Genomic DNA, 18055 nt, shown 5'->3' on the forward strand with positions numbered 1-18055 from the left:
TTGGGGGAAAGCCAGTTCGTCACGCTGGTGAATGTCAATGGCCGCCATGGCGGGGGCCACTAGCCCTAGTGGGTGTCTGAGTCAACCGGATAGGCACGAGTTATTGTAGATAGTTCAGTCGAATTGTCTCAGGATTTCAGCCGGATCTGTCCGTCCATCCCCGGCCAATCTGAGTAACCGGTGGCATCGCCCCCATACCAGTATGCTTTCGGCGCCTCGGCCAACGGCGAACCATTGCGCAGGCGTTCGACCAGATCGGGATTGGCGATAAACGGGCGGCCAAAACTGATCAGATCTGCTTTACCCTCGCTCACCGTCGCTTCGGCGAGTTCACGTGTGTAGTTGTTGTTGGCGATATAGGCACCCGTGAAAGCCTTGCGGAACGCCATGTAATCGATGCCATCGGCAGCACGGCTCAATTGGGTAACGCCCTCGATATCATGGATATATAGCAGGCCGAACTTGTTGAGTTCCTTGATATAAGCCCCATAGGTCGCCATCGGATTGCTGTCGAGCGGCGTTTCGCCAGGCATCGTGGTACCGGGGGACATGCGCAGGCCAACTCGCTGGCCACCGCCCCACACCTTGGTGACGGCGGCAACCACTTCGAGCGGAAAGCGCAGCCGGTTTTCGACCGAACCACCATAGCGATCCGTACGCTGGTTGGAACTGTCGCGGATGAATTGCTCCAGCAGATAATTGTTTGCCGAATGCACCTCGACCCCATCGAACCCGGCATCCTTGGCGCATTGCGCGGCGTGGGCGTAATCCGCCACGATCGCCGGAATTTCACCGGTTTCCAGGGCGCGCGGGGTCACATGATCCTTCAGGCCCTCATTGGTGAACGCCTGGCCCTTCGGGGCGATCGCTGAAGGTGCCACAGGCAGCTCGCCGCCATGCAGATCGGGGTGCGAAATCCGCCCGGTGTGCCAGAGCTGCAGAAACATTTTGCCGTCATTGGCATGCACAGCCGTCGTCACACGCCGCCACGCGGCCACCTGCGCCTCGGTCCAGATGCCCGGAGTCAGCGCATAACCGCGCGCCTGGGCCGAGATGTTGGTGGCTTCGGAAATAATCAGCCCGGCACTCGCGCGCTGGGCGTAATAATCGGCCGCGAAATCAGGCGGCACGCCGGCGTCCGACGAGCGGCTGCGCGTCAGCGGCGCCATTACAATGCGGTTTTTCAGTGCGAGATCACCGATCGTGATCGGCTGGAACAAGGGGGAGTCGGTTTTTTGCAACATGATAACATCCATCTCAAACGTGGCGCCGGAACGGCGATCGATTTGGAGATAGGGGTTGTTGCACCGCAAAATAACCCCGCGCGCGCTACGCCTCGCCCGAATTGCGTGGCATTGCCGCCAGCAGTGCCATGCCCACCAGCATGGTGGCCGCGGCCATGAACAGCGCACCGCGATAGCTGCCGGTCAGCGCCGCGATCATGCCGGACGCCGCAGGGGCGATGACCTGGGCGGCGCCGAAACTGATAGTCAGCCGCGCCATCGCCTTGGCCGGATTGCTGGGGAACAGCCGGCCGATGATGCTCAGGATCATGCTGGTGATGCCGTTGAACGATGCGCCGTAAATCAGCGCGGCAAGCAACAGCAAGGCCAGCCCGGCGCTGAGCGCGGACAGCATGATGCTGGTAAACAGCAGGCCGAACGCGGCAAGCAGCGCCGTCTTGTCGCCGGTGCGTCGCGCGATGCGGTCCCACAACGGGCAGGACGGCATGGCACCGAGACCGACCACCACCCAGACCAGATTGCCATAGCCATGCAGCGCCGGATGATGCGCCGCGATCGCGACGATGAAGGTGGCACTGACCACGTAGCCGACGCCGGCACAGAAATAGGCCATCGTGAACAGAACAAGCCAGACCCGCGAGGGCGGACGATCGGCAGGCACCACATGATGCACGCTGACCGGCATGGGTGCTGGCATCCACACCCAGGCCGGGATCAGCAGGAGCAGCCCGGCGCCACCGGCGACCAGCCATTGATCGGCCCAGTTCAGCGACCCTGCCATCACCACGGCGAGCAGGCCGGACACCGCGATCCCCAGCCCGACGCCGCCGAAATGAATCCCAAGCTCCAGCCGGCGGCCATGCTGGCGTAGCCAGTTCAACACGAGCCCGGAACTCAGCAGCAGCCCCGCCACTGCGGAAACCCCGGCGGCGAACCGCAATGCGGCCCACACCACGATATCGGTGGTCAGCCCCATGCCGGCGGTGCCGACCAATGCCACCAGCAACAGGACGCGATAGAGCCGGAATTTCGCCGCGAGATCGCCCACCGAGGCCGCAAGCAGTGTGCCAGCCATATAGCCGGCGTAATTTATGGTCGCGAGCCAGCCGCCGCCGGTGACCGAAAGATGCGCCTGCGCCTGCATCAAAGGCAGCAGCGGCGTGTATAAAAACCGCGCGAGCCCGACCGTGAGCACCATGCTGGCGACGCCGGCGGTCATGACTTTCGCGGCCTCGATCGAGGTTGCCGTGCGTGCCATCGTGCTCATCGGTCAGGATCGGGCGCGGGCGAAACGCCAGTAGCGCGGCGTGCGGCCGGCGCGGATGGCCTTGGCTTCATAGCGCGTCGGGCACCAATCATCCGGCCGGGTGGTGGTGGTCTCGATCCGGTCGAACAGCGCCGACTCCCCGAACACCTGGTCGACCCAGGCCTGATAGGTCGGATCGTCGCTGGCGATCCGCCATTCACCGCCCGGTACAAGGACGCGGGCGACATCGGCCAGGGTCGCCGGGTGGACGAAGCGGCGCTTGGCGTGGCGCGCCTTCGGCCAGGGGTCGGGGAACATCAGATAGACCCGCCCGATCGATGCGGGGGCCATGCTGCGGATCAGCGGCCGCGCGTCATCGTCGTGTACCCGCAGATTGGCAGGGATCATCGCCGCTTCGCCCAGGGGGGCGAGGCGCGATAGCAGCGAGGCGATCGAATTGGCAAACACTTCGCAGGCGATCAGGCCGATATCCTGATGCAAGGCGGCAATCGCCTGGGCATGTTCGAACCCGCCGGCGCCGACCTCAAGCCAGGTTTCGCGCGGCGCGATGCCGAAGCCAGCATCCGGCCAGCGCAGGCGCGGCAGCAGCATGTCGATCAGCTCGGTCTGGCGCGCCCGCAGGGCATGACCGACCGCCCGACCGTAGAGACGGTCGGGCGGCGGCTTGACCCCCATGCGTGGGTTAGCGTCCAAACGCCGATTTCAAGGTCGGGACCAGATCGGTCTTTTCCCAGGTAAAGGTGCCGAGTTCGGCATCGGGTTCGCGGCCGAAATGGCCGTAGGCGGAGGTCGGCACATAGATCGGCCGGTTGAGATGCAGGTGCTCGCGAATGCCGCGCGGCGTCAGATTGACCGACTCGCGCAGCACGCGCTCGATTTTGGCCTGTTCGACATCGTTGCCGGTGCCATGCAGATCGACATAGACCGACAGCGGATGCGACACGCCGATGGCGTAGCTGACCTGAATGGTACAGCGGCTGGCGAGCCCCGCGGCGACGACGTTTTTCGCGAGGTAACGGCACATATAGGCCGCCGAGCGATCGACCTTGGTCGGGTCCTTGCCGGAGAACGCACCACCGCCGTGCGGTGCGGCGCCACCGTAGGTATCGACAATGATTTTCCGCCCGGTCAGCCCGCAATCGCCGTCCGGCCCGCCGATGACGAAATTGCCGGTCGGGTTGACGTAGAAATGCTCATCGCCGCACATCCAGCCTTCCGGCAGCAGTTCGGTGATCAGCGGCCGCAGCATCGCCTTGATCGCCTTCTGACTTAACCCCTCATCATGCTGGGTCGACACCACGATCGAGGTCGCGCCGACCGGCTTGCCATCGACATATTTCAGCGTCACCTGGCTCTTCGCGTCCGGCTGCAGGCCGGCGGCGCGGGTGTCACCGATTTTGCGCAACTCCGCCATGCGGCGCAGAATCAGATGCGCGTAATGGATCGGTGCGGGCATCAGCGCCTCGGTCTCGGTGCAGGCATAGCCGAACATGATGCCCTGATCACCGGCGCCTTCGTCCTTGTTGCCCGCAGCATCGACACCGACCGCGATATCGGCCGACTGGGCGTGCAGCAGCACATCGATATTGGCGTCGCGCCAGGAAAAACCTTCCTGGTCGTAGCCGATATCCTGCACCGCCATGCGGGCGAGATGAGCGAGGTATTCATTGGTGATCGAGGCAGGACCACGGGTCTCGCCGGCCAGCACGATCTGGTTGGTGGTCACCAGGGTTTCGCAGGCGACCCGCGCATAAGGGTCGGCCGCCAGATAGGCATCGAGCACGGTATCGGAAATACGGTCGGCCACCTTGTCGGGGTGACCTTCGGAAACCGATTCCGAAGTGAACAGAAATTCGCCTTGGTCGCGCATGGATTTCTCCTCTTGTCGCGAAATGCCCGGAGCCGGGGAGCGCCCTGGCCACATGCCGGAGCCATCCGGCATTGGCCGAAACAGCGGTTTGGGTCAAGATTGAGACTTGGCGGATGCGGACGGACGGGTAGAAGAAGGAAGCGGTTCTTTTTTGAAAAAAAGAACCAAAAAACTTTCTATCTCCGGGGCACGGGCGTTCGAAACGGCACGGGCCCAAATCAACAAAGTTTTTTTGCTTCTTTTTTGTTCACAAAAAAGAAGACTCTCCTGCCTTGAACGCCCGAAACCGCAGCGATCAGCCAACCCTGAGCAGAGTCGGCGTCACCGGATCGAGCATCAGGTCCAGCCGACGAACCGGCCCCGTCTTGGCCCCGCTCCGCAAATCCGTCGTCGCGGCGGGCGATGCCAGATGGAGCGTGAACGGCGCGACGGTGCCGCCATCTGCAAAACTGCGAAGCATGGCCAGCAGGGTTGCACCATGATGGCGGAAGCGGAACAGCCGCACCGGATCACCGGCCTGACCGTCCGCCCGCTCGACGCGGAATGGGGCGTGCAGGCCGGCGCGGGCGAATAAAGTGGTCGCACGGTCGCCCGATGGCGACTGGATGATCGCGTTGCCGCCGGCCTGGAACAAATCCGCCAACACGGGGCGCTCGCGCGCGCGGCTATGCTCGTCGAACGCGCCGGGTGCGATATCCGCCACCACGATGCCGCCGCCGGCGACGAAGCGGCGGACGGCGGCCGCCGCCCGATCCGACAGCGCGATTACATGCGGCAAGACCAAAAGGCGGATGCGCCCGGACTCCAGCGCGCCCTGCTCGATCAGGCCTTGTGCGGTGTAATGGCCCTGAAATCCGGCATGATCGATCAGCGTGGCAAAGCCGCGCATGGCGGCGTGTACCGCATCGTTCGATGCGGTCTCGACCGAGGGACCGCGATTTTCCCAGCGGCTCCAGTCACCGCGCCGATCGAGCAGCCATTGGGTGCGCAGGCTGGCGGGCGAGTAGAGTATCGCGATGCCGTCATCGATCCGTTCGGCGGCGAGCAGGGTGCGGCCGAGCGGCCCGCGCAACGCCGCGAACACCGGCGCCGCCTGCACCGCCCAGGGGCCGGGCGCGCCATCGGCCAACACCATGGTGCTGGACGGATCCCACAATATGGCACCGCGCATGCCGCGCAGCACGCTGCGCCAGAGTTGATGGCGCTGCGCCGGATCGGCGCCCGCAATCGTGAGCAGCATGATCAGCGACGGATTGAGCGAGCGGGCGATTTCGATATTCTCGTCCCCGTCGTAGATTTCCATCACATCGACCGCGCCAGCAAGATGCGTGTAATTATAGCCGCCCCAACCGGGGATCTGCGCCCCTTCGATCGCGGCAAGCGCGCCGGGATCGGCGGCATGGACCGCCTGGGTACCAAGCCGGACCGCGCGGGCGAAGGCGACATCCATCCAGCGTTTGAAATCGGCCCAGCCGGAAAAATTACGGCCGAACTGGCGCACCGCCGCATCGGTCAGGACCGGCGTGACGGCGTCCCAACTGCTGAAATCGGCCTCCCACTGGCGATTGAGCGCGGCGAGGCTGGGGTATTGGGTTTTCAGCCAGGCGCGCATTCCGGCGAGCGAGCTTGATGCCAGATCGAAATCCCAGTTGGCGGCGAGATCGGCGATGCCGGGCTCATCGGCCAGGCTGTAATAGAGCGGACGATAGCGCGCATAATCGCGCACCACCCGGCCAAGCCGGCCCTGAACGCGCGCGAGCCAGACCGGGTCGGACAGGCCGGGATTGCGGATGAACGCGGCAGGGTCGCTCGGGTGCTTGCGATGCAGCGCCTGCACCGCCAGGAATGCCGCATCCACCGGCCGGTCGGGAAACCAGCGATGATAGGCCGAGTAAAAATCGGTCGCGATGTTCTCCACGTAAAACCGCATGCCGCGCCGCGCGAACGCGGCGGCCTGCGGGTTGGCCGGATTGCTGGCAGCATCGTCACGGCTGGTGAAGATCTTGCCGTTGGTGACGCCCATGCGTTGCAGCGTATCGAGTTGGGCGTCGTTCTGGTGCTGATAAATAATCGCCTGCCAGTCCGGCCAGACGTGTTGCGGCGTATCACCGCGGGCCGCCGGTGCCGTGGCACCAAGCCCGATCAGCGCAAGGAGCGATCGCCGGGACAGCATCGTGACGACGCTACAGCATGGCCAGAGGCTGCTTGCCCCGCGGTGGCGGATGGGCGGCATCGATCGCGGCAAGGTCGGAGTCGCTCAGCACGATGGCGGCCGCAGCGGCATTGTCACGGACATGATCGAGCGTGGCGGCCTTGGGGATCGCGATGACGTTGCCCTGCCGCAGGCACCAGGCAAGCGCGATCTGCGCCGGCGTCGCGCCATGGCGCTGCGCGACGGCGGCGAGCGCCGGCGAGCGCAGCAATCGTCCAGCCTGACCGAGCGGCGAATAGGCCATGACGGGCATGCCGTGGCTGCGGCACCACGGCAGCAGATCGAATTCGATGCCGCGCGCATCGGGGTGGTAGAGCACCTGGTTGGTGGCGCAATGGCCACCCTCCGGCAGCGCCAGCAGTTCGGTCATGTCATCGGTATCGAAATTCGAGACCCCCCACCGCCGGATGTGGCCGGCCGCGCGCAGGCGTTCGAACGCGGCGATGGTTTCCGCCAGCGGATGGCTGCCGCGCCAGTGGAGCAGATAAAGATCGAGATAATCCGTGCCGAGGCGCTTTAGGCTAGCGGCACACGAGCGGGCGACACCGGCCGCCGAGGCGTTGTGTGGATAGATTTTGCTCACCAGAAACACCCGGTCGCGCTGGCCGGCGATGACCTCGGCGATCAGACGTTCGGACTTGCCCTCGCCATACATTTCGGCCGTGTCGATCAGGGTGAGACCATGATCGATGCCGGCGCGCAGGGCGGCACGCTCGGCGGCTGCGTTTGCTCGGGTATCGCCCACATTCCAGGTGCCCTGACCGATGGCGGGAACCGGCGTACCGTCCTTCAGCGTGACCTGGGGGATCATAGGCCGAGCAGGTCGCGCATGCCGTAGAGCCCGGCTGGCCTCGTGGCGAGGAACAGTGCGGCCTGGACCGCGCCGTCGGCAAAAATGCGGCGGTCGAGCGCGTGATGGGTCAGGGTGATCTGTTCGGTCGCACTGGTGAACATCGCGCTATGGCTGCCAACGATCTGGCCGCCGCGCAAGGCGGCGAAGCCGATCGCCCCCGCCTCGCGCGGGCCGGTATGGCCATCGCGGCCGGACTGCATGACCGCCGCAAGATCGACCCCCCTGCCCCGCGCGATCGCATCGCCAAGACTGATGGCGGTGCCGGAAGGCGCGTCGATCTTCTGGCGGTGATGCATTTCGAGGATTTCGGCATCATGGGTGCTTGCGGCAAGGGCGGCGCCGAGGCGCTCGGCCAGGGCGAACACCAGATTGACGCCGGGCGCGAAATTCGCGGCTTGGAACACCGGAATTTGCGCCGCTGCGGCGCGGACCGCGACCTCATCGGCCGCGGTCAACCCAGTGGTGCCGAGCACCCAGGGAATGCCGCTTCCGGCAAGAATACCGGCATGCCGCCGGACCGTGGCCTGGGTAGTGAAATCGATGATGACGTCAGCCCCCGCCGCAAGATCTGCAAGATCGCCGGCCCGGCCGACGCCGCCCGCCAACACCGCACCCGCGGCCGGAACCGAATCAGCGAGCAGCCTGCCCATGCGGCCGGTCATGCCAGCAATGCCGATGCGGAGAACGGGTCCATCCATGATCCGTGCGGTATCGGCCGGCGCGCGGCGTTTGGCAATCGGGGTCACGATCCGCCCCATCCGATCGGTAGATGCCGAACGCGGTTGGGGTGAGGCGGGGAGCCAGCAAAGCACCCGGTCTTGCTTATCCGCCGAAATAACCCGGCAGGATCTTCTCGCCGGCGGTTTTCGGGTTGTCGGCCAGCAGTTTGGCATCGGTGGTGACGATGATGGTGCCGGCCATCGGGTCGCCGAAGCCGTCCACGCCGGGGCGGACTTTGGCGACGGTACGGCCGCCGGGTTCCTTGGCGAGGATGGCGTGGACCGAGCAATAATAATGCACGACGCCCTGGTGCGGGAAGGTAATTGTATAAGTGTGAACCGGGCTGCCCGCGCCCTTGGTGCCCGCCACCGCGCCATCGAAGCTTGTGCTGGTTTTGCCGGTGGCCGCGCTGTAGCCGATGATGGTATGGCCCCCGGTATCTTCATTGACGAACACCACCGCCTGACCCGGCCGCACCGCGACCGGGTTTTCGAGAAACATATTCGCCCCGTTCATATGGATATAAACCGGCTTCGGCGCGGCGGCCTGAGCCGCGAGCGGCAGCGCCAGGGTGGCGGCGATGAGAGCGGTGCGGGTGAGATGATGCATGGTCGTGTCCTTTCGTGTGTTTGATCAGGTCCTTGGCGGGTCCAGCCCGTCGTTGAGCGAGGGTCCGATCCGCAGGTAGCGTGAAGCAAGGCGCGGCAGCAGAAGCAGGGTGAGCATGGTCGCGGTGAACAGGCCGCCGAGAATGATGATGGCCATCGGCCCCTCGATTTCATCCCCCGGCGCGCCGTTGGCAAGAGCGAGCGGCAGCAGGCCGATTGCGGTGACGGTCGCGGTGATCAAAATGGCCGGCAGCCGGTCCATCGCACCGCGCCGCGCGGTGGCGGCGGACCAGGCCAAGCCATCGGTCTGCACCAGCCTCGCGTAATGGATCAGCAGCAGCAGGCCGTTGCGCAGCGACAGGCCGAACAAGGTGACCAACCCGACCATCGCGCCCAGGCTGATCGTGCCGCCCAGAAACAGCCACGCGGCGGCGATACCGCCGGCCAACGCAAACGGCAGCCCGAGCGCCATAAGTGCCACCCCCCGCGCCGATTTCAGCGCGAGCGCCAGCAGCGCCGCGATCACGACCAGCGCGATGCCCGCGTGGGTCACCAGCGAGCGCCGCGCCGCGCCGCCCGCCACGGCACTACCGCCGTAGGTGACATAGGCATTGCCGGTCAGATGCAGGGCCGCGATGCGGCGCTTGATCGCCGCGAGCACGGCATCACCATCGCCCGGACGCGTGTGGACGGTAATGACCTGTTCGGTACGCCCGGCATTGTGCAAAATAAGCGACGGCGCGGCGGTCTGGCGGATGTGGGCGACCAAGCCAAGCGGCACGATGCGATGATCGATCGCCTCGATCGGCAGGCTGCGCAGCGCATCGGGGTCGGCACGGCGGGCTTGGCGCAGGGTGATCACGATCGGCTCGATCAGGCTGCCCTGATAGACCTGGCCCACGCGATCGCCGGCGTAGCCCATATGAATCGCGGTGAGCAGCGCGCGCGCGGTAACGCCATAGCGCAGCATGGCGGCGCGGTTGGGTGTGATGGACAGTTCCGGCGTGTTGGGCGGCGCGGCGACGGCAGCGACGATGACGCCCTTGATCGGGCGGATCCTGTGCAGGATGCGCCCGGCATCCGCCGAAATCGCGGCGAGCGTGTCGCCATAGACCGAAATCACCAGCGGTGCGGTAAAGCCTGACAGGGTTTCGTGGATGCGCTCGGTCAGGAAGCTGTTGGCCCACCAGCGCACCCCGGGCACGGTATCGATCGCGGCAAGAATTTTGCGCTCCGCCGTCGCATTGTGGGCGTTGCCGCTGCGGCTGAGCGTGATATCGACTTCGGCCTTGTTGACATCGGGGTGGCCGTTGCCGAGCGTCGCGCGGCCGACATGCTCGACCACATCGGCCACTTCGGGCATCCGGCCCAGAACGGCGGCGACGTGCCGGCCGATCGTCAGCATGGTCTTGATCGAGGTGCCGGGGGCCGCAAGGTAATGGGCGATCATGTCCTGCTCGCGGAACTGCGGCAGAAACTGGGTGCGCACCAGCGGCAGCGAGGCGCCCATGCCGATCACGAATACAATGGCGAACAGCGCGAGCAGACCGGCGCGGCGGGCGATGACATCGAGCAGGCGGCCATAGGCGCTGCGGGCCGATTGCATCGGCACATGCGCGACCCCGCCGGTGCGGCGCGCCAGCAGCAGGCCGGCGAGCGCGGGGGTGAGCGTGAGGGCGACGAACAGCGAAGCGATGATCGCCGCCAGATAAGCGATGCCGAGCGGGGCGAACAACCGCCCGGCAACGCCGCCGAGCAGCAGCACCGGGGTGAACATCACCGCGACGCATAAAGTTGCGAAAATGATCGCGCCGCGCACTTCGACCGAGGCATCACGGATGACGCGCAGCACCGGCAGCGGCGTGGCGCGGGCGCGGTTTTCGATCAGCCGGCGGTTGATGTTTTCGATATCGACGACCGCATCGTCGATGATCTCACCGAGCGCGATGGCAAGGCCCGCCAGCGCCATCGTGTTCATGGTGATGCCGAGGGCGCGCAGCACCAGGGTCGCCACCAGCAGTGCCACCGGGATCGAGACGAACGAAATCAGCGCAATCCGCCAGTCGCGCAGGGCAAGCAACAGCACGACCAGGATGAGCACCGCACCGATCAGCAGCACCCGGCCCAGATCGCTCAGGGCTTCGCGCACGAAGCCCGAGGGTGCGAGGGCATGGGCGTCGATATCGATGCCCTGACGGCGCAGCGCCGGGCTGATCGCGGCGAGCGCCTGTTCGGCGCCATGCGCAACGTGCAGCGTATCCGCCCCGGCGAGCGAGGAAACAATCAGCAGCAGGCCGGGCTTGCCGTGGATCAGCGCGGCACCGAACCGGGGCGGCGGCGCGGTGGTGATCTGTGCGACATCGCCGAGCGTGACCGGCAGTCCGGCATGTTCGCCGAGCAGGCTTTGCGCCAGTGCGGCGGCGCTGCGGGTCTGGCCATGGGCATCGAGCAGGAGTTGCTGGTTGCCGGTATCGATGAAGCCGCCGCCGAGCAGGGCGCTGGCATCATGCGCGGCGGCGGCAACCTGGTTGAGCCCGAAGCCGCTGGCGAGCAGCGCGCGCCGGTTCAACTGGATTTCGAGCCGCGGCAGCGCAAGGCCGAACACCACGACATTGGCAACCCCCGGCACCGCCAGCAGCGCCGGGCGGATGGTGGTCTCGGTGATCGCGCTCAGGCGCATCAGCGGCATCGCCGGCGCATCGAGCCCGATCACCACCGCCGTGCCGGTAGCGGATTGGCGCGGCATGATCACCGGCACGGCGCGCGGCGGCAGCGAGGCGGTCAGGCTGGTCAACCGGCCGGCGACGCTCGCGCGATCCGCCGCGACATCGGTGCCGCCGTGGAACACCAGATTGATCACCGACAGGCCGGTGCTCGATTCCGAGCGGATCGCGGCGATCCCGGGCAGGCCGCTCAACCCCTGTTCCAGCCGGTCGGTCACGGCGTGCTCGATCTCGCGTGGATCAAGGCCGGCAGCGTTGGTCTGAATCTGCACGGTGGGCGGCGCGAATTCGGGAAACACGCCATAATGCGCCGCCGGCAGCGCAGCCGCGGCAAACAGAGCCACCGCGCCGATGCCGAGCACGACCAGCAGGCGATAGCGCAGCGACAGGCGGATGATCGCCTCGATCATCGTGTGCGGCCGCCGGCCTTGCCCTCATGGCTGGCGATGATCGAGAGCAGCAATCCCGCCCCGGCGATCGCCACGGTGGGATGCGGCGGCAGGTGCGTGCGGCGGACGAAGTACGAGCGCAAGCTGCCCTCCGCCCGCACCGGCACGGCACCGCGCAGCGCCGTCAGGGTAAAGCGGTGCGGCGCGGTCTCGATGAAGATCGCCCGACGCCCCGGCCGATAGATGATCGCCGAGGCCGGGATCAGGTAGCCGCGATGGGCACCGCCCTGATCCAGCCGGAGCGCGAGCGGTTCGCCGGCCGGCAGCAGCGGCGCGCGGTAATAGGCCCCCGGCCCGATCCGCCCGGCCGGCGCGTGCGCCATGGCGCCGATGAATGTCAGCGTGATCGGCGCCCCGGCGGCATCCCGCGCGGTCGCACGCGGCGGCGGGCTGGCGGTGAGCGCCACCGCGACCAGCGACGCTTTGCCGACGGCCATGGCGGCGACCGGACCGGTTGACCGCGCCATCATGCCGGCCAGCACCAGGCCGAACCGGGCGATCGCCTGGGCGGCGAGTGCCTGGCAGCGCGCGGTGGCCAGGGCATCGGCGGCCTCGGCCTGTTGCAGGCTGGCGGCGGAGACGTTCTGACCGGCGCGGAACAACTGGCGGGTGCGCGCAAGCTCAGCCGCGGCGAGATGCGCGCGGATGCCGGCGTCGATCAGCTCCGCCCGAAGCGTCAGCAAACCGGCCGGATCGGTGACGACGCCATCGGCCACGCGCGCCGGCTGGAAGCGCGTCAACGCCAGCGTCGCAATGCGCACGCCGCCGGCCAGCGCAGGGCCGCTGGCGATCACCGCGACCGGGTCGGTGGGACCGGCCAACGCCGGCAGCGGCAGCAGGGCCAGTCCGGCCAGAACGAGCACGCGGCGGATCATGGGTTGCTCCTGAAAAAACGATGATGCAGCGCGTCTTCCAGCCGGCCGATCGCGGCAAGGTCCTGCGCGCGGGCGGTCAGCGCATCCTGCCGGGCGACGATCGCCGCCTGCCGCGCCCCCAGCAGGCCGAGCCTGCCGCTGGCACCGGCACGAAACGCCTGTGCGGCGGCGGCGGCGGTACGATCGGCGCCGGCGGCGCTGCGATCAGCCGCACGCATCGCCGCCTGGCTCGCGCGCAGATCGGCCCGCGCCTGATCGATCATGGCAAGGACGTTCTGCTGCGCCGCATCGAACCGCGCGGCGGCACGGCGGCGATCGGCGCGCGCGATCGCGATCGGGCCCTGGTTCTGGTTGAACACCGGCAGCGGCACCGACAAAGCGAGCAGGAATTTGTTGTCACCCTGGTCGTAATGATAGCCCGGCCCGATGGTGAAGCCCGGATATTGCCGGTCGATCGCGGCGCGCAGCCGGTCCTGCGCGGCACGATACGAAGCGAGCGCCGCCCGCACCGCGGGCCGCTCGATCAGCGCCGCGCGCGCCAGGGGCGCGACATCCTGCGGCTGCGACGCGGTATCGAACGCGGCAAAATCGAGCGGAATGCCGCGCAGCGCCGCCGCCGGCATGCCGATCGCGGCGGCCAGACGCGTCGACGCGAGCGCGGTTCGCCGCGCCGCCTCGGCGGCGGCGAAGCCTGCCTGTTCGGCGGTGATCTGCCCGGCGGTGAGCACAGGCGCCGCGATCATGCCGGCCGCGAACCGCTGGTTGAGCACAATCCCGCTCGCGGCGGCCGTGCGCGCCGCCCGATCCGCGATCGCGGCCCGCGAGCGCGCCTGCCAGACCGCGAGCAGCGCGTCGCGAACGCGGGCGCGCTCCTGCCAGGCGGCGGTGCGGATAGCGGCGCGCGCCACCGCGATATTCGCCCGCGCCGCCGCGGCATCGGCCGCGCGGGCGCCGAAACTGTCGATCACGAAATCGACGATCGGACCGATCTTGATCGGCGACGGCAGGCCAGCGCCGGTGTTGAAGGTCGGGCTGAGCCCGAGCGTCGGGTTCGGCAGGGCGGTGGCAGCGACCAGCCCGCCCTGCGCGATCGCCTGGCCCGCCACCGCGATCCGCAGGTCCGGCCGCTCGAACACCGCAACCAGCGTGAGCGTGCCGATGCCCCAGCGCGGCGCGGGATGGCCCATCGCGGCCAGAAACCGGCGCAGCGCCGCATCATCGAGGCGCCGCGCCGCAAGCCGGCCGGCGCTGGTGGCCGCATCGATCGGGCGGGGCACATAGCGCGCGCAACCGGCCAGCGCCGCCGGCAACAGCATCACTGTCAGCAGCACCAAGCGCCATGGGCCGCGCCGCCGGCCGAGCGTATCGATCATCGCATCCATCTCGGGCCAGCCGATACCAGCGCTACCTGACGTTTCGCGAACCCGAACCTGACGAAATCGTCAGAAACGCAAATTTGTTCACACCGCGCGCAACGGCAGGCGCAGACTGACCACGGTACCGATGCCGAGCGTGCTCGCGATCGACACCGTGCCGCCATGCAGCGTGGCAATGCTGCGAACCACCGCGAGCCCGAGGCCGAAATTGCCGCCGAGGCTCGAACGTGCGGCATCGGCGCGGTAGAACCGGTCGAATACATGCGGCAGATGCGCGGGCGCGATGCCGCTGCCGGTATCGGCCACATCGATCCGCAGCATCGGCGCGGGCGCGCTGGCCGCATCCGGCCCCAGCGCCACGGTGACGGTGCCGCCCCGCCCGGTATGGGCGATCGCGTTGGCGACCAGATTACCGACCGCCTGCTGGAACAGCGTGCGATCGCACGGCGCGATCAGCCGCGCATCGGCGCGCAGCACCAGACCGATGCCGGAGTCGAGCGCCGCCGGTTCGTAGAATTCCAGGATCGCTTGGAGTTCGGCGGCGACGTCCAGCGCCTCGCGCCGCGGCTCGGCACCGGCCGCCTCGGCGCGCGCCAGGAACAGCAGGCTGTCGATCACCCGGTTGATCCGGCCGCATTCCTCGAGCGCCGACCCCAGCACATCGCGATAGTCCGGCGCGGAGCGGACCCGGCCGAGCGCGACTTCGAGTTCACCGCGCAGATTATTGACCGGCGTGCGCAGTTCATGCGCGACATCCGCCGAAAATTGCGAGACCTGCGCGAACGAGGCTTCCAACCGGTCCAGCATGTCGTTGAAGGTGGCCGCCAGCGATTGCAGTTCGCCGGGCAGATCCGACGTATCGAGCCGTTCATGCAATGTGGTGGCGCGGATGCTGCCCGCCGCCGCCGCGATGCGCGCAACCGGGCGAATACCGCCCCGCGCGATGGCATAGCCGATCGCGGCGCACACGCCGAGCGACAGGATCAGCATGAACAGCAGCCGCTCGCGATCCTTGATCAGCACCCGCTGGTCGCGGGCGCGATCGATCGCGACCTGCACGATGGTATCGGCGCCACCCGCGGTAAATCGCTCGCTCAACAGCTCGAACGGCGCGCCGTGCTCGTTCTGCACGGTCGCGAAATCCTGGGCACCGGGGCGCAACGCCAGCAGCGCCGCGAAACCGGCCAGCGGCACCTCGCGGTCCATGCCGGCGGTTTCCCGCTCGATCCGACCATCGGGCGCGATCAGCCGGAACCAGATGAAACCCGAGCCGGGTGACGATGCGCGCGGTGCATCGGCAGTTGGCGCGGCAGACGAGGATGCAGCAAAGGCGGGCGTATCGGCCACCAGCAGCCGCAGATTGGCCGCCGTATCGGTCAGGATACGCCGATCCTCCGCGCGCAGATTGCCGGCGACGGTGCCGTACAACACGCTCGCCGCGATCAGGATGAGCAGAAAACTGGTCGCGGCGTACCACGCCGTCATGCGGATCACGATCGAGCCGGCGGCATGCGGCGCAGCTTGCCGCACGGCCGCACGCGCCGCCGGCAATCCGCCCTGATCAGGCACCGGAGCGATCCTCGAGCACATAGCCGATGCCGCGCACGGTATGGATCAGCCGGGCGGGAAACGGATCGTCCACCTTGGCGCGCAGGCGGTGCATGTGCACATCGACCACGTTCCCCCCGCTGTCGAAATTGATGTCCCATACCTGCTCGGCGATCAGGGTGCGGGTGATCACGTCACCGGCGCGGCGGGCCAGCAGGGCGAGCAGCAGAAACTCCTTCGGCGTCAGGTCGAGCAGCCGGCCGGCGCGCAGCGCGCGGTGGCGCTGCACATCGATCACCAGATCGGCGACCTGCAACGTCGCGGCCTGGCGCTGCGGGCCGCGGCGCAAAATGGTGCGGATGCGCGCCAGCAGTTCGGAAAACGCAAAGGGCTTGACCAGATAATCATCCGCGCCGAGTTCCAGCCCGTGGACCCGGTCGGCCACCGCATCGCGCGCGGTCAAAAACAGCGCGGGGGTCTGATCGCGCCGCTGACGCATGTCTTTCAGCAGGGTCCAGCCATCAACGCCCGGCAGCATGGCATCGAGAATGATCAGATCATAGCTGCCCTGGCGGATCAGCGAACCCGCGATCGCCCCGTCGGTCGCGATATCGGCGCTGAAGCCGTTCTCTTCGAGACCTTTCTTCAGAAACCCGGCTGTCTTCGGTTCGTCCTCGACGATCAGGAGCTTCATGGCGCGGATCGCCCTTGTGCCGTGACGAAAGCGAGGCGGAGCAGGCCACCGCCATCGGCACGGTCGATCACGATCGGCGCGCCGATCGCGCGGATCAGGGTCCGCGGTGCCTCGGCATCGCCGCCGATCCCGCGCGGCAGCGCAACGATCGATCCGACGCGGCGGATGCGCTCGATCGAGACCGCGCCGAGCCAGATGCGTGCAAACCCGCCGGCGCGCGACGGCACCATGACGCGCGAGCGCCACAGGCGGAACACCAACCGCCGATCGGCCGGCAGTGCGCCGCCGGTGCGGATCATCACCAGGGCGGGCAGCCGCCCGTCATCGAAGCGCGGCACCACCGGCAGCGCGCCGGGTGCCGCACCTTTGCCCATAAAGCGCAGCAGCGTCGCCACACGCCACGGCGGCGGCTGGCTCCAGCCATGCGCGGCCAGATCCTCGCGTAGTGCGCCCGGCGCGCCAAGAAACTGCACCGCGAAAGGATGGCCGAACCGGCCCAGCAGCGAGAGCGGCCGGCGCGGCAGGCGCGCCCAACCGCCATGCAGCCAGGCGCCGCGCGACATCGTCAGGCTGCCGCTGGTCAGCGTCGCATCGCGTAGCGCGGCGCGCTGGCCGATCGCGCCGGAAATACCGCCGACGCCGATGATCACGAGCAGGATCATTACACCCAGCCCGGCCGGGCGCACCGCTTCGGCCGGGTGCACCAGATAGACGAGCCCGAGCAACACCGCCCAGGCGGCGCCGAAGGCAACGGCTTCGAGCGCGGTCGAGAGATAATCGGCTCCGAGATACAGCCGCGCCACGGCCAGCCCCGCCAGAAACACCAGCGTGGCCGCGATCATCGCGATCCGCCACACCGCCCCGACGTTGCGGCAGATCACCACGCCCATGAAGCCGAGCAAGGCGGTGAGGACCGCGAGATGCGTGCCCGGAAACGGCAGCAGGCTCAACCCGGTCGGGCGCAGAAACGGCGCCGGCCGGCCCAGCACCACATCGAGCCCCGCGGTGAACAGGATCGCCCCGATCGCCGCGATGATCGCATAGGCCATGGCGCGCCAGGCGCGCCGCCGGTCAAGCCAGAGCACGATGCCTGTTGCGAGCGCCACCACGACCGCGCCGCTGCCGAGCGCACTGCACCACACCGCCAGCCGCAGCGCCCAGCCGACCCGCAGCGAGAGCAACAGATGCAGCACCGCATGGTCGGCGTGCACCAGCGGATCGCCGGCGATCAGGTCCTGCATCACGGCAAACAGCAGCCACAGGCTGGCGACCAGCAGCACCCCGAGGGCGGCGATACCGGGCAGTTCGGCGCGTGCGGGGTCGAGCAGGCGGCGCAGGCGGCGCGGCAACAGGCTCACCGGCGCGCCGGATACGGCCAAAATAGGCACCAGCGCGCGCACCGCCGCCTCGGCGGCCCACGCCAGCGCGGCCGCGACGCCCAGCAGCACGAGGCTGCCCAGCCCCAGCCCGATCAGGATCATTTCACGCGTCATACCGCTCCGTCTTAGTCCGACAAGGGCAGGATGCCCAACAGGTTTGCGGCGGCGAGCGCCGGATAGTCGGCCGCACCGCAGTGTAATATCAATCGCGGCCATGGCGACAGACATCAGCGAAAC

Annotated in this window: 14 protein-coding genes; all 14 read right to left on the bottom strand. The window is 67.7% G+C overall.

Annotated elements, in window-relative coordinates; all coding sequences use genetic code 11:
• Positions 1–128: 128 nt before the first annotated feature.
• Positions 129–1244: an alkene reductase gene (locus tag B7X49_RS02155; RefSeq protein ID WP_286704171.1), complete on the bottom strand. Its 1116-nt coding sequence runs from the start codon at positions 1242–1244 to the stop codon at positions 129–131.
• Positions 1245–1329: 85 nt separating this feature from the next.
• Positions 1330–2511 carry a YbfB/YjiJ family MFS transporter gene (locus B7X49_RS02160; protein ID WP_029310646.1) on the bottom strand — a complete coding sequence of 394 codons (1182 nt, stop codon included), beginning with the start codon at positions 2509–2511 and terminating at the stop codon, positions 1330–1332.
• Positions 2512–2514: 3 nt separating this feature from the next.
• Positions 2515–3186, bottom strand: a complete 672-nt coding sequence (locus tag B7X49_RS02165; protein ID WP_035227920.1) for a tRNA (guanosine(46)-N(7))-methyltransferase TrmB — start codon at positions 3184–3186, stop codon at positions 2515–2517.
• Positions 3187–3193: 7 nt separating this feature from the next.
• Positions 3194–4381, bottom strand: coding sequence for a methionine adenosyltransferase (gene metK / locus B7X49_RS02170; protein ID WP_286704170.1), 1188 nt, complete (start codon positions 4379–4381; stop codon positions 3194–3196).
• Positions 4382–4676: 295 nt separating this feature from the next.
• Entirely contained in the window at positions 4677–6614 is a 1938-nt protein-coding gene (locus tag B7X49_RS02175; RefSeq protein ID WP_286838147.1) for a hypothetical protein, read from the bottom strand.
• Positions 6565–7401 (bottom strand): aldo/keto reductase, encoded by an 837-nt coding sequence (locus B7X49_RS02180; RefSeq protein WP_286704177.1) that lies wholly within the window; start codon positions 7399–7401, stop codon positions 6565–6567. Before B7X49_RS02180 ends, B7X49_RS02175 begins: the two co-directional genes overlap by 50 nt.
• Positions 7401–8144: a 4-hydroxy-tetrahydrodipicolinate reductase gene (gene dapB / locus B7X49_RS02185; RefSeq protein ID WP_286704176.1), complete on the bottom strand. Its 744-nt coding sequence runs from the start codon at positions 8142–8144 to the stop codon at positions 7401–7403. The genes B7X49_RS02180 and dapB overlap by 1 nt, the downstream gene beginning before the upstream one ends.
• A 124-nt stretch (positions 8145–8268) precedes the next feature.
• Positions 8269–8775 (bottom strand): Cupredoxin, encoded by a 507-nt coding sequence (locus B7X49_RS02190; RefSeq protein ID WP_286704167.1) that lies wholly within the window; start codon positions 8773–8775, stop codon positions 8269–8271.
• 24 nt (positions 8776–8799) lie between these two features.
• Positions 8800–11907 carry an efflux RND transporter permease subunit gene (locus tag B7X49_RS02195; protein WP_286704166.1) on the bottom strand — a complete coding sequence of 1036 codons (3108 nt, stop codon included), beginning with the start codon at positions 11905–11907 and terminating at the stop codon, positions 8800–8802.
• Positions 11904–12821 carry a hypothetical protein gene (locus tag B7X49_RS02200; RefSeq protein ID WP_286704165.1) on the bottom strand — a complete coding sequence of 306 codons (918 nt, stop codon included), beginning with the start codon at positions 12819–12821 and terminating at the stop codon, positions 11904–11906. The genes B7X49_RS02195 and B7X49_RS02200 overlap by 4 nt, the downstream gene beginning before the upstream one ends.
• The gene (locus B7X49_RS02205) at positions 12818–14203 is read right to left on the bottom strand and encodes a TolC family protein (protein WP_286704164.1); all 1386 of its coding nucleotides are present in this window, start codon (positions 14201–14203) and stop codon (positions 12818–12820) included. The genes B7X49_RS02200 and B7X49_RS02205 overlap by 4 nt, the downstream gene beginning before the upstream one ends.
• 78 nt (positions 14204–14281) lie before the next feature.
• Entirely contained in the window at positions 14282–15766 is a 1485-nt protein-coding gene (locus B7X49_RS02210) for a heavy metal sensor histidine kinase (RefSeq protein WP_286704163.1), read from the bottom strand.
• The gene (locus B7X49_RS02215) at positions 15759–16439 is read right to left on the bottom strand and encodes a heavy metal response regulator transcription factor (protein WP_286704162.1); all 681 of its coding nucleotides are present in this window, start codon (positions 16437–16439) and stop codon (positions 15759–15761) included. The genes B7X49_RS02210 and B7X49_RS02215 overlap by 8 nt, the downstream gene beginning before the upstream one ends.
• Positions 16436–17932: an LssY C-terminal domain-containing protein gene (locus tag B7X49_RS02220; protein ID WP_286704161.1), complete on the bottom strand. Its 1497-nt coding sequence runs from the start codon at positions 17930–17932 to the stop codon at positions 16436–16438. Before B7X49_RS02220 ends, B7X49_RS02215 begins: the two co-directional genes overlap by 4 nt.
• Positions 17933–18055 lie beyond the last annotated feature (123 nt).

Origin of the sequence: Acidiphilium sp. 34-64-41 (genome assembly GCF_002282635.1) — a bacterium.
In the GTDB taxonomy this organism is placed as follows: Bacteria; Pseudomonadota; Alphaproteobacteria; order Acetobacterales; family Acetobacteraceae; genus Acidiphilium; species Acidiphilium rubrum.

Excerpts from the sequence above, each read along its gene's own strand:
- B7X49_RS02205 (WP_286704164.1), bottom strand. The coding sequence starts at position 14,203 with ATGGATGCGATGATCGATACGCTCGGCCGGCGGCGCGGCCCATGGCGC.
- B7X49_RS02160 (WP_029310646.1), bottom strand. The coding sequence starts at position 2,511 with ATGAGCACGATGGCACGCACGGCAACCTCGATCGAGGCCGCGAAAGTC.
- B7X49_RS02190 (WP_286704167.1), bottom strand. The coding sequence starts at position 8,775 with ATGCATCATCTCACCCGCACCGCTCTCATCGCCGCCACCCTGGCGCTG.
- dapB (WP_286704176.1), bottom strand. The coding sequence starts at position 8,144 with ATGGATGGACCCGTTCTCCGCATCGGCATTGCTGGCATGACCGGCCGC.
- B7X49_RS02165 (WP_035227920.1), bottom strand. The coding sequence starts at position 3,186 with ATGGGGGTCAAGCCGCCGCCCGACCGTCTCTACGGTCGGGCGGTCGGT.
- B7X49_RS02175 (WP_286838147.1), bottom strand. The coding sequence starts at position 6,614 with ATGCCGCCCATCCGCCACCGCGGGGCAAGCAGCCTCTGGCCATGCTGT.
- metK (WP_286704170.1), bottom strand. The coding sequence starts at position 4,381 with ATGCGCGACCAAGGCGAATTTCTGTTCACTTCGGAATCGGTTTCCGAA.
- B7X49_RS02200 (WP_286704165.1), bottom strand. The coding sequence starts at position 12,821 with ATGATCCGCCGCGTGCTCGTTCTGGCCGGACTGGCCCTGCTGCCGCTG.
- B7X49_RS02195 (WP_286704166.1), bottom strand. The coding sequence starts at position 11,907 with ATGATCGAGGCGATCATCCGCCTGTCGCTGCGCTATCGCCTGCTGGTC.
- B7X49_RS02220 (WP_286704161.1), bottom strand. The coding sequence starts at position 17,932 with ATGACGCGTGAAATGATCCTGATCGGGCTGGGGCTGGGCAGCCTCGTG.
- B7X49_RS02155 (WP_286704171.1), bottom strand. The coding sequence starts at position 1,244 with ATGTTGCAAAAAACCGACTCCCCCTTGTTCCAGCCGATCACGATCGGT.
- B7X49_RS02215 (WP_286704162.1), bottom strand. The coding sequence starts at position 16,439 with ATGAAGCTCCTGATCGTCGAGGACGAACCGAAGACAGCCGGGTTTCTG.